Annotated in this window: 8 protein-coding genes and 1 tRNA gene; 5 read left to right on the top strand and 4 right to left on the bottom strand. The window is 73.2% G+C overall.

Annotated elements, in window-relative coordinates:
* Positions 1 to 58 precede the first annotated feature (58 nt).
* Entirely contained in the window at positions 59 to 1,558 is a 1,500-nt protein-coding gene (gene rpsA, locus ACFT55_RS15145; RefSeq protein ID WP_380244669.1) for a 30S ribosomal protein S1, read from the bottom strand.
* A gap of 232 nt (positions 1,559 to 1,790) precedes the next feature.
* On the opposite strand from rpsA, the gene ACFT55_RS15140 reads away from it, so the two are divergent.
* Positions 1,791 to 2,612: a class I SAM-dependent methyltransferase gene (locus ACFT55_RS15140; RefSeq protein ID WP_380244668.1), complete on the top strand. Its 822-nt coding sequence runs from the start codon at positions 1,791 to 1,793 to the stop codon at positions 2,610 to 2,612.
* Between the two features lie 51 nt (positions 2,613 to 2,663).
* Here ACFT55_RS15140 and polA read toward each other — a convergent pair whose 3' ends face one another.
* Positions 2,664 to 5,417 (bottom strand): DNA polymerase I, encoded by a 2,754-nt coding sequence (gene polA / locus ACFT55_RS15135; RefSeq protein WP_380244667.1) that lies wholly within the window; start codon positions 5,415 to 5,417, stop codon positions 2,664 to 2,666.
* Here polA and ACFT55_RS15130 point away from each other — a divergent pair.
* Positions 5,416 to 5,844: a hotdog fold thioesterase gene (locus ACFT55_RS15130; protein ID WP_380244666.1), complete on the top strand. Its 429-nt coding sequence runs from the start codon at positions 5,416 to 5,418 to the stop codon at positions 5,842 to 5,844. The genes polA and ACFT55_RS15130 overlap by 2 nt on opposite strands.
* A gap of 46 nt (positions 5,845 to 5,890) precedes the next feature.
* On the opposite strand, the gene ACFT55_RS15125 is transcribed toward ACFT55_RS15130, so the two are convergent.
* The gene (locus ACFT55_RS15125) at positions 5,891 to 6,649 is read right to left on the bottom strand and encodes a GNAT family N-acetyltransferase (RefSeq protein WP_380244665.1); all 759 of its coding nucleotides are present in this window, start codon (positions 6,647 to 6,649) and stop codon (positions 5,891 to 5,893) included.
* A gap of 231 nt (positions 6,650 to 6,880) precedes the next feature.
* Positions 6,881 to 7,567: an ANTAR domain-containing response regulator gene (locus ACFT55_RS15120; RefSeq protein ID WP_380244664.1), complete on the bottom strand. Its 687-nt coding sequence runs from the start codon at positions 7,565 to 7,567 to the stop codon at positions 6,881 to 6,883.
* Positions 7,568 to 7,702: 135 nt separating this feature from the next.
* On the opposite strand from ACFT55_RS15120, the gene ACFT55_RS15115 reads away from it, so the two are divergent.
* The 3 genes from ACFT55_RS15115 (at position 7,703) to ACFT55_RS15105 (ending at position 11,196) form a co-directional block, all read left to right on the top strand.
* Positions 7,703 to 7,776 (top strand) — tRNA-Leu (locus ACFT55_RS15115).
* Positions 7,777 to 7,966: 190 nt separating this feature from the next.
* Positions 7,967 to 9,469, top strand: coding sequence for an exo-beta-N-acetylmuramidase NamZ domain-containing protein (locus tag ACFT55_RS15110; protein ID WP_380244663.1), 1,503 nt, complete (start codon positions 7,967 to 7,969; stop codon positions 9,467 to 9,469).
* A 26-nt stretch (positions 9,470 to 9,495) separates the two neighbouring features.
* On the top strand, positions 9,496 to 11,196 hold the full coding sequence (locus ACFT55_RS15105; RefSeq protein ID WP_380244662.1) for a serine hydrolase: 1,701 nt from the start codon (positions 9,496 to 9,498) through the stop codon (positions 11,194 to 11,196).
* Positions 11,197 to 11,222: the final 26 nt, after the last annotated feature.

Genomic DNA, 11,222 nt, shown 5'->3' with positions numbered 1-11,222 from the left:
ACCCCGAGGGGTGACGGGCCGCCGTGGGCACCGGTGGGTCGTGGACGACCCGGCCGGATCAGTTGCCGGTGAGCTTCTCGCGAAGCGCGGCGAGCGCCTCGTCCGAGGCGAGCGTGCCCGCGGCCTCCTGCGCCGGCGCGGCCGACGAGTAGGAGGAGGAGGACGACGACGCACCGGCGCTGGAGCCGCCGCTGCTGCCGGGGACCGCGTCGTTCACGGCCGCGTCGGCGTCCGCCGCGATGGCCGCACGGACCTGCTCGCGGTGCGACTCCCAGCGGGCGTGCGCCTTGGCGTACTCCGCCTCCCAGGCCTCGCGCTGCGTCTCGAAGCCCTCGAGCCACTCGTTGGTCTCCGGGTCGAAGCCCTCGGGGTACTTGTACTCGCCGTTCTCGTCGTACTCGGCAGCCATGCCGTAGAGCGCGGGGTCGAAGTCCTCGGACTCCGGGTCCATGCCCTCGTTGGCCTGCTTGAGCGACAGCGAGATGCGACGACGCTCGAGGTCGATGTCGATGACCTTGACGAACACCTCGGCACCGACGCTGACGACCTGCTCGGGCAGCTCGACGTGGCGCACGGCCAGCTCCGAGATGTGCACGAGACCCTCGATGCCGTCCTCGACGCGGACGAACGCACCGAACGGCACGAGCTTCGTGACCTTGCCCGGCACGACCTGGCCGATGGCGTGGGTGCGGGCGAAGGTCTGCCACGGGTCCTCCTGCGTCGCCTTCAGCGACAGGGAGACACGCTCGCGGTCGAAGTCGACGTCGAGCACCTCGACGGTGACCTCCTGGCCCACCTCGACGACCTCGGACGGGTGGTCGATGTGCTTCCAGGACAGCTCGGAGACGTGCACCAGACCGTCGACGCCGCCGAGGTCCACGAACGCACCGAAGTTGACGATCGAGGAGACGACACCGGGGCGCACCTGGCCCTTCTGCAGCGTCTGCAGGAAGGTGGAGCGGACCTCGGACTGCGTCTGCTCGAGCCAGGCACGGCGCGACAGGACCACGTTGTTGCGGTTCTTGTCGAGCTCGATGATCTTGGCCTCGATCTCCTTGCCGACGTACGGCGCGAGGTCGCGGACGCGACGCATCTCCACGAGGGAGGCGGGGAGGAAGCCACGGAGACCGATGTCGAGGATGAGGCCGCCCTTGACGACCTCGATGACGGTGCCGGTGACGACGCCGTCCTCCTCCTTGATCTTCTCGATCGTGCCCCAGGCGCGCTCGTACTGGGCGCGCTTCTTCGACAGGATCAGGCGACCCTCCTTGTCCTCCTTCTGGAGGACGAGAGCCTCGACGGCGTCGCCCACGGCGACGACCTCGCCCGGGTCCACGTCGTGCTTGATGGAGAGCTCCCGGGACGGGATCACGCCCTCCGTCTTGTAACCGATGTCGAGGAGGACCTCGTCGCGGTCGACCTTGACGATCGTGCCTTCCACGATGTCACCATCGTTGAAGTACTTGATGGTGGCGTCGACGGCGGCAAGGAAGTCCTCCTCGGTGCCGATGTCGTTGACGGCAACCTGCGGGGCGGACTTCGTGGTGGAGATGGTCATTGAGTAGATGCTCCGATGCGGACAGGACGTAGTGCGGACAGGGTCTGTGGTACGGGCCCCGGGCGTCGGCACGGTGGTCGATCCGCACGACGGCGATTCGAACTCCGGGACGTCCTCGGGCGCACTGCACCGCCGACCATCTTATCGACGGCGCTGCGCCGGGTCAACGCGCCGATCGCGCGGCCGACGTCGTCACCGACCGCCCGTCCGGAGCCCGTGCCACGATGACCGGGTGAGCGACCATCCTCCCGCGCCCCGCCCGATCGCGCACGCGGGCTACCAGGACGTTCCCGACGCGGCCGGCAGCGCTGCGGCACGTGGCTGGTGGGACGAGAACGCCGACGAGTACCTTGCCGAGCACGGCCAGTTCCTGGGCGACGCAGGCTTCCGCTGGGGCCCGGAAGGTCTCACGGAGGCGGAGGCGGGGCTGCTCGGCGACGTGACCGGGGCGCGGGTCGTCGAGATCGGCGCGGGCGCCGCGCACTGTGCCCGGTGGCTCGCCGCCCGGGGCGCCGACGTCGTCGCCACCGACGTCTCCGGCCGCATGCTCGCCGGTGCCGCGCACCTCAACGACGTCACGGGGGTGGCCGTCCCGCTCGTCCAGGCCGACGCCCGACGGCTCCCGTTCGCGTCGTCGAGCGTCGACGTGGTCTTCACGTCGTACGGGGCGATCCCCTTCGTCGCCGACGCCGCACGCGTGCACGCGGAGGCCGCGCGGGTGCTGCGGCCGGGCGGCCGCTGGGTGTTCTCGGTGACGCACCCTGTGCGGTGGGCGTTCCCCGACGACCCGTCCGCCCGCGGGCTCACGGCGGACCGGTCCTACTTCGACCGCCGGCCCTACGTGGAGGCCGACGACCACGGCGAGGTCCGGTACGCCGAGTACCACCGCACCGTCGGCGACCACGTGCGCGACGTCGCGGCCGCCGGGCTGCGCCTGCGCGACCTGGTCGAGCCCGAGTGGCCGGCGTGGAACACCGCGACCTGGGGCGGCTGGAGCCCGGAGCGTGGCGCCGTGCTGCCCGGTACCGCCGTCTTCGTCACGACCAAGGACTGAGCCGCCGCCGGTCGGCCCGGCGTCCGGCCCGCCGCGTCAGTGCCCCCCGCGTCAGTGCCCCGCGTCGTGCCAGGTGGGGCCGGCGCCGACCGAGACGTCGAGCGGCACGTGGAGCGAGGCGGCCGAGCCCATCTGCGTGCGCAGCACGTCCTCCGCCGCGTCCCGCTCCCCCGGCGCGACCTCGACCACGAGCTCGTCGTGGACCTGCAGCAGCAGCCGCGAGGCGAGGCCCCGCTCGTCCAGCTCGCGCTGTACACCGAGCATCGCGACCTTGATGATGTCTGCCGCGCTGCCCTGGATGGGGGCGTTGAGCGCCATGCGCTCCGCCATCTGCCGCCGCTGCCGGTTGTCGCTCGTGAGGTCGGGCAGGTAGCGCCGACGGCCCAGGATCGTGGCGGTGTACCCGGTCGCGCGCGCCTCCTCCACGACGCCGGTGAGGTACTCACGGACCCCGCCGAACCGCGTGAAGTAGTCGTCCATCAGGGACTGTGCCTCGCCGGTGGGGATGGTGAGCTGCTGCGACAGGCCGAAGGCGCTCAGCCCGTAAGCGAGGCCGTAGCTCATGGCCTTGATCTTCGAGCGCATCTCGGACGTGACGTCCTCGGGGGCGACCTCGAAGACGCGCGAGCCCACGTACCGGTGGAGGTCCTCCCCCGACCGGAACGCCTCGATGAGCCCTTCGTCGCCGGACAGGTGCGCCATGATCCGCATCTCGATCTGGCTGTAGTCCGCGGTGAGCAACGTCTCGTAGCCCTCGCCGACCCGGAAGGCGCGCCGGATGCGCCGTCCCTCCTCCGTGCGGATCGGGATGTTCTGCAGGTTCGGGTCGGTCGAGCTCAGGCGCCCCGTGGCGGCGATGGTCTGCTGGAACGTCGTGTGGATCCGGCCGTCCGGAGCCACCGACTTGAGCAGGCCCTCGACCGTCGAGCGCAGCCGCGTGGCGTCGCGGTGCGCCAGCAGGTGCTCGAGGAAGGGGTGCTCGGTCTTGACGTACAGGTCCTGCAGCGACGCGGCGTCGGTGGTGTAGCCGGTCTTGATCTTCTTGGTCTTGGGCATCCCGAGCTGGTCGAAGAGCACCTCCTGCAGCTGCTTGGGGCTGCCGAGGTTCACCTGCCGTCCGATGACGTCGTAGGCCTCCGCGGCGGCGTCGGCGACCATGGAGGCGAACTGGTTCTCGAGCTCCGTGAGGTACTCGACGTCGGCGGCGATGCCGGTGGCCTCCATCCGCCCCAGCACGGCGCTGAGTGGCAGCTCGAGGTCTGTCAGCAGGTCGGCGGCACCCCGGTCGGCGAGCTGGCCGGACAGGGCCGCCGCCAGCTCGACCACGGCCGCGGCCCGGACGGCCGCCTGGCGGGCCCGCGGGTCGTCCGCGCCGTCCCCGCCGTCCAGGGCGAGGTCCAGGGCTCCCTGCCCGTCGGACGCGGGCGCCGAGCCCGCCGACAGCTCCCGCCCGAGGAGCCGCACGGTGAGGTCGGCCAGGTCGTAGCCGCGCTGGTCCGGGTAGCACAGGTACGCCGCGAGCTCCGTGTCGAAGGACACGCCCCGCAGGTCGAGCCCGCGCCCGGCGAGCTCGTGCCACGCCGCCTTCGCGCCGTGGACGACCTTCGGGGCCCCGGCGTCCGCGAGCCATGCGGCAAGAGCGCTCTCGTCCTCGGGCGTGACGTCCGCGAGGTCGACGACGACGGCGGCGCCCTGGCCGCCGTCCGCCGGCCCCTCCGCCACCGCCACCTCCCAGGCGTCGCCGGCCCCGGGCGTCGGAGTGCCCGTGACCTCGAGCCCCAGGGCCCGGCCGGCACGGGCGGCAAGCCACTCGCCCAGGCCTCCGGACGCGAGTGCCGCGAGCTCGACCTCCAGGCCCTCGACCGCCGTCGGCTCCGCCGGCTCGGCGGACGGGTCATCCGCGAGCAGCCGGTCCCGCAGGGTGCCGAACTGCAGGGTGTCCGACACCCGGTGCACGGCCTCCCGGTCGAACCCGGCCAGGCTCAGGTCGTCCACGGCCAGCGGCAGCTCGACGTGGTCGAGCAGCGCGTTGAGCTCCCGGTTGAGGCGGACTTGGCCGAGCGCCTCGCGCAGGTTGCCCGCCGCCTTGCCCTTGAGCTCGTCGACGTGCTCGAGGAGGGGCTCCAGGCCCCCGTACGTGGTCACCCACTTCGCGGCGGTCTTGGGCCCGACGCCGACCACCCCGGGCAGGTTGTCGCTCGACTCCCCGACCAGGGCGGCGAGGTCGGGGTACTGGTGCGGAGGGACGCCGTACTTCTCGGTGACGGCCTCCGGCGTCATCCGGGCCAGCTCGGAGACCCCGCGCTTGGGGTAGAGCACGGTGACGCGGTCGTTCACGAGCTGCAGCGAGTCGCGGTCGCCCGAGCACACGAGCACGTCCAGGCCTGCCTCGGAGCCCTCGCGCGCGAGCGTCGCCAGGATGTCGTCCGCCTCGATGCCCTCGCGCTGCAGCGCCGGGATCCGCAGCGCCTCGAGGACCTCCTTGATCAGCGGCACCTGGCCACGGAAGACCTCGGGCGTCGCGTCGCGGTTGCCCTTGTACTCGGGGAAGCGCTCGGTGCGGAACGTCACGCGGCCGGCGTCGAACGCGACGGCGGCGTGCGTCGGCTGCTCGTCGCGCAGCAGGTTGGTCAGCATCGACGTGAAGCCGTAGACGGCGTTCGTCACCTGCCCGCTGGACGTCACCAGCGTGTCCGGCAGCGCGTAGAACGCGCGGTACGCCATGGAGTGGCCGTCGATCAGCAAGAGGCGTGGGCGGGTCCCGGTTCGCGCGGAGGTCGTCACGGGTGCCAACCTATCGCCCATGGCTGACACCTCCACCGGCACCCCCGAGTTCCCCAGCACCCTGGACCAGTGGGCGGCGGCGAGCCGCGGCACGCTGATCGAGCGTCTGGGCATCGAGCTGACGGGCGTGGCCGCCGACCTCACCACCGGGACCATGCCCGTGGCCGGCAACACGCAGCCCGCGGGCCTGCTGCACGGCGGGGCGACGGCGTCGCTGGCCGAGACGCTCGCGTCGGTCGCGGCCCAGCAGCACGCGGGTCCGGAGCGCGCCGCGGTCGGCCTGGAGCTCAACGCGACGCACCACCGCGGCGTGCGCAGCGGGACGGTGCACGGGGAGGCGCGAGCCCTGCACCTGGGCCGCTCGACCGCCGCCTACGAGATCGTCGTCAGCGACGACGCAGGGCGGCGGGTCTGCACCGCGCGGCTCACCTGCATGATCCTGAGCTGATCCGCACCGATCCGAGGGCGGCGACATCCGCCCGGTGCGGCGGACGTCAGGAGACGGAACCGCTCGTCGCGTCCCGGTGCGGCCGCGCGCCCAGCTCGACGAAGCCGTCGACGACGTCGTCGGCCTGCTCGCCGGGGCGGCCGGCCGCCTCGCGCAGCGCGGCGTCACGCTCCTCCTGGAAGGCGCGCAGGTCGACCGGGCCGGTGGGCAGGCCTGCGGCGCGGGCGCGCCGCCGCCGGGCGACGAGGTCCTCGATCGCCGCACGGGTCGCCTCGCGCCGCCCGACCCGGACAGCGGCACGGGTCGAGCGGGGGTTCTCCTGCGCCAGGCGCCGCAGCAGCGTCGCCGTGGCGACCACCCGGTGCCCGGACGTCGGCGCGAAGCCGAGGCGGGCGAGGAACCGGTGCATGCCCCTGGCGCCCGGTGCGGGGGCGCAGTACACGTTCTCCGCACCGCGTTCGCCCGCCACGGCGGCGGCGGCCGCGACGAGGGCGTGCCCGACGCCGCGTCGCCGCGCGGACGGCGCCACGAACACGGCGTCGATGTACAGGCTGGTCGTCGTCGCGAACAGCAGCGGGTCGATGACGCGCAGCACCGCGAAGCCGGAGATCTCCTCCTCGTGGGTCGCGACCAGCACCTGGCCGCCCGCGCCCACCAGCACGCTCAGGTGCTCCAGCAGCCGCGACGCGTCAGCGGGAGAGCCCTGCACCGCCGTGGGCGACTCGTCGACCGCGCGCTCCGCGAGGTGCGCGACGGCGACCATGTCGCCCTGCTGGGCCGGCCGGACCTCGACCGCTGCACGCATCGGCACCTCCTCGACGAAAGACCGTCCCCGCGCTCCCGGCGCGGTGGAAGGTCTCCCACCTGTCTGCTCGGGAACCGGGCCGGGCGCTGCCCGTGCTCACGGTCGTTGAAGCATGAATATCACAGATCGGTCACGACACCCAGGCGACGATAGCGGCCCGCAGGTCGTCGCACAACGGCCGTGGCCCGGCCACAGGACATCGTCCTGCGACCGGGCCAACCGGGGTGCGTGTCAGGCGCCGACCTGCTCGATGACGGCGTCCGCCACCTCGCGCATCGTGAGGCGCCGGTCCATCGACGTCTTCTGGATCCAGCGGAAGGACTCGGGCTCGCTGAGACCCATCTTGGTCATGAGCAGCCCCTTGGCGCGGTCCACCCGCTTCCGGGTCTCGAAGCGCTCGGTGAGGTCGGCGACCTCCGACTCGAGGGCCCCGATCTGCTGGTACCGGGAGATCGCGATCTCGACGGCGGGCAGCAGGTCCGCCGGGGTGAACGGCTTGACGACGTAGGCCATCGCACCGGCGTCGCGCGCCCGCTCGACGAGCTCGGTCTGCGAGAACGCGGTGAGGAGCACGACGGGCGCGGCGTGCGCCTTGCCGATCCGCTCGGCCGCCGAGATCCCGTCCAGCTCGGGCATCTTGACGTCCATCACCACGACGTCGGGCTTGAGCTCCGTCGCGAGTCGGACGGCCGTCTCGCCGTCACCCGCCTCGCCGACGACGTCGAAGCCGGCCTCGCGCAGCGTCTCGACGACGTCCATGCGGATGAGGGCCTCGTCCTCGACGACCACCGCGCGACGCGCGGGTCGCTCCGGCGTCTTCGGGGCCTCGGGCTCCTGGTCGATCAGGGGCGGCAGGTCGAGCGGCACCGTCGCCTCGGGCTTCGCGTCGTGGGGCTTCTCGTCGGTCACGCGCCCCATCCTAGTGGCCATGGCGGGGCGACGCGTCCCGTGCCGGGTGTGACGAGTGCGACGCGGCAGACCCCGTCCCTCCCGCGCGCAGGCGCCGGACGGTTCGGCCCGTGACCTGCACCTGTGGTTCGATGGGGCTCGCACGCCCCGGTAGCCCAACCGGCAGAGGCAATCGGCTCAAACCCGATCCAGTGCGGGTTCGAATCCCGCCCGGGGCACACCTCGCATCTTCACCCGCCCGCACCCTCGGGCGGTCGCCCGATCCTCGGGCCTTCCCACGACGGTCGCCCCGGCGTCCTCCCCCGGTGAGTCTCACCGAGTCTCGTCGAGGCCCCTTGCCGTCACCCCGCGGTGTCGGTAACTTTCAGGAGCACGGCCCATCAGGGCAACCCTTGACGAACACGCGACGTGTCCGGCGCCGCCGTGCTCCTGCGACGCAGCGGGGCGCGGCGGGCTCACCGCGACGGCGACGACGCCGTGGCGCCATCGCAGGACGACCGGCTCGACGACGACCCGGCGGCCCGCACGCAGCATGAGGCAGGAAGGACCCTGACGATGCGCAACGACCACCCGGCCCCACGAGCGGCCGACCGAGGCCCCCGGCTCAACCGCCGCCAGCTCCTGACGGGCACCGCGCTGGGCGCGGCGACCGTCCCCCTCGCCGCGCTGGGCGCGCAGGCCCGGCCCGAGACCACCGCGGCCGCGGGCGTCCCGGCGCGCCCCGTCGTCCCGGGCGCCGACCGGGCGCACGCCGACGGCTGGGCGACCCTGCGCGGGGAGCGCGTCGGCATCATCACGAACCCCACCGGCGTGCTGCGCAACCTGCGCAACGTCGTCGACGAGATGCACGCCTCCGGCGCCGTGGACCTCGTCGGGGTCTTCGGACCCGAGCACGGGTTCCGCGGCACGGCGCAGGCGGGGAGCTCGGAGGGCACGTTCGTCGACGAGCGCACCGGCCTCACCGTCTACGACGCCTACGGCGCCGGGGTCAGCAAGATGACCGAGATGTTCCGCGCGGCCGAGGTCGAGACCGTCGTCTTCGACATCCAGGACGTCGGCGCCCGCTTCTACACGTACATCTGGACGATGTGGACGGCCATGCAGGCGGCCGTGGCCACCGGGTCCCGGTTCGTCGTCCTCGACCGTCCCAACCCGGTGGGCGGCACCGCCCGCGGCCCCATGATGACCAGCGGGTTCACCTCGGGCGTCGGGGCGAAGGAGATCGTGCAGGCCCACGGCATGACCGTCGGCGAGCTCGCCCGGTTCTTCGACGGCGAGTTCCTCCCCGACGTCGTGGGCGAGCGCCTCGCCCGGCTCGACGTGGTCGAGGTCTCCGGCTGGCGCCGCGACGTCACGTTCGGCGGGACGGGCCTCGACTTCGTGATGCCCAGCCCGAACATGCCCACCCCGGACACCGCCCTCGCCTACCCCGGCACGTGCATGTTCGAGGGCACGAACCTCTCCGAGGGGCGGGGCACCACCCGGCCGTTCGAGCTCGTCGGCGCGCCGTTCGTCGACCACCGCTGGGCGGAGGCCCTCACGGAGGCCGACCTGCCCGGCGTCCTCTTCCGCGAGGCCTACTTCAACCCCACGTTCAGCAAGCACGCGAACACCGTGTGCGGGGGCGTCCAGGTCACCGTCGACGACCCGGCCCGCTTCGACCCCGTGCGCACGGGCGTCGCGATGCTCGTGGCCGCCGCCGCGCTCTACCCCGAGTTCGCGTGGCGGCAGGACTCCTGGGACCCGCAGCGACCCTTCTGGATCGACAAGCTCACCGGCTCCCCTCGCCTGCGGCAGCAGATCGACGCCGGCGCGGACACCGACGAGGTCGTCGCCGCCTGGCAGGCCGAGCTGGCGGACTTCGACCGGCGGCGCCAGCAGTACCTCCTCTACCGCGGACCGCGGGCATGAGCCGCCGGCAACCGCGCGGACGCGCGATGATCGCAGCCGGCCTCGCGACGGGGCTCCTGGTCGTGCCGCTCGTGCACACGACGAGCGCCGCGGCGGGCGGCGGCCCCGCGGTGCAGTTCATGCCGCCGTCGACCACGCTCACCACGGCCGACCCGGCAGACGTCGGGCTGGACCCCGCCCCGATCGAGGCCGCCGTCGCCCAGGTGCGCTCGCACGAGCAGCCGGTCGGCAGCGCGACGTACCCCCTGTACCCGGGAGCCGTCGGGCTCATGGGGTACGAGGGGAAGGTCGTGCGCACCGACGCCAGCGGGTGGGCGGTCGCCTACGGGGACCGGGGCGTGGCCCTGCCGGCCGACCAGCGGGTCCCCATGCGCGAGGACACGATCTTCGACCTCGCCTCCGTGTCGAAGCTGTTCACCTCGATCGCCGTCGTGCAGCTGATCCAGGAGGGCCGCGTCGGGCTGGAGGAGCCCGTCGCCACGTACCTGCCCGAGTTCGCCGCCGGCGGCAAGCAGGACGTCACCGTGCGGCAGCTGCTCACCCACACCTCCGGGTTCGTCGCGTGGCTGCCGCTGTGGAGCAAGTACCCCGACCGCGAGTCGCGGATCGCCGCGGTCATGGCCCAGCCGCTCGACGCCCCGCCCGGGACCCGGTACCTCTACAGCGACCTCAACCTCATCACCCTCGGCGTGCTCGTCGAACGGCTGCGCGGCGAGCCGCTCGACCAGGTCGTCGCCGACCGCATCACCCGGCCGCTCGGGATGACCGACACCGGGTACAACCCCACCGCCGTGGACCGCACGGCGGCCACCGAGTACCAGTCGAGCCCGCCGCGCGGGGTCGTCCGGGGCGAGGTGCACGACGAGAACGCCTGGTCCCTCGGCGGCGTGGCCGGCCACGCCGGCGTGTTCTCGACGGCGGGCGACCTGGCGATCCTCTCCCAGGCGCTGCTCAACGGCGGCCGGTACGGCAAGGCGCGCATCCTGTCCCCCGCGTCCGTGCGCCTCATGGTCACCGACTTCAACACCGCGTTCCCCGGGGACGCCCACGGGCTCGGCTTCGAGCTCGACCAGCGGTGGTACATGGACGCCATGTCCGGGCCGCAGACCGCCGGGCACACCGGGTACACGGGCACGTCGATCGTCATCGACTTCGACACGCACTCGTTCGCCATCCTGCTGACCAACCGCGTGCACCCGTCGCGCAACTCGGGCAGCATCAACGGCGCGCGGCGCGAGTGGGCGCACGGCCTGGCCTACGCGCAGGGCGTGGACGCGCGTCGCGGCGACGACGCGTGGTTCTCCGGCGACGCGAACGGGACGACGTCGACCCTCACCACCGCCCTCGACGTGCCCGCCACCGGCGGCCGGCTGGCGTTCGACCTCTACCTCGACACCGAGGAGAGCGACCTGCTGCACCTGGAGACCTCCGCCGACGGCGGGGCCACCTGGGCTCCCCTGCCCTTCGAGGTGCGCGACCGCGGCCCCGTCGACCACCCCGACGGCGTCACCTCCGGGGCGGGCACGCGCCGGTGGACGCAGGCCCGGGCCGACCTGGCGCCGGGCGAGCAGCTCGTCCGGTGGCGGGTCGTGACCGACCCGTCCTACCTCGGCCGCGGCGTCCTCGTGGACGACGTCGTCGCTCGGGCGCAGGGCGGCCTCCTGCTCGACGGCGAGGCCGACCCGAGCGCGTTCCAGGCCGTGGGCTGGCGGCTCGTCGACCGCTGACGTCGACCGCTGACGGAGAGCAGAAC

This window comes from Isoptericola sp. NPDC057191 (assembly GCF_042670225.1).
GTDB lineage: Bacteria > Actinomycetota > Actinomycetes > Actinomycetales > Cellulomonadaceae > Isoptericola.
This window is presented reverse-complemented; position numbering and strand designations above follow the sequence as displayed.

Excerpts from the sequence above, each read along its gene's own strand:
- rpsA (WP_380244669.1), bottom strand. The coding sequence starts at position 1,558 with ATGACCATCTCCACCACGAAGTCCGCCCCGCAGGTTGCCGTCAACGAC.
- ACFT55_RS15130 (WP_380244666.1), top strand. The coding sequence starts at position 5,416 with ATGGCTGACACCTCCACCGGCACCCCCGAGTTCCCCAGCACCCTGGAC.
- polA (WP_380244667.1), bottom strand. The coding sequence starts at position 5,417 with ATGGGCGATAGGTTGGCACCCGTGACGACCTCCGCGCGAACCGGGACC.
- ACFT55_RS15125 (WP_380244665.1), bottom strand. The coding sequence starts at position 6,649 with ATGCGTGCAGCGGTCGAGGTCCGGCCGGCCCAGCAGGGCGACATGGTC.
- ACFT55_RS15120 (WP_380244664.1), bottom strand. The coding sequence starts at position 7,567 with ATGGGGCGCGTGACCGACGAGAAGCCCCACGACGCGAAGCCCGAGGCG.
- ACFT55_RS15105 (WP_380244662.1), top strand. The coding sequence starts at position 9,496 with ATGATCGCAGCCGGCCTCGCGACGGGGCTCCTGGTCGTGCCGCTCGTG.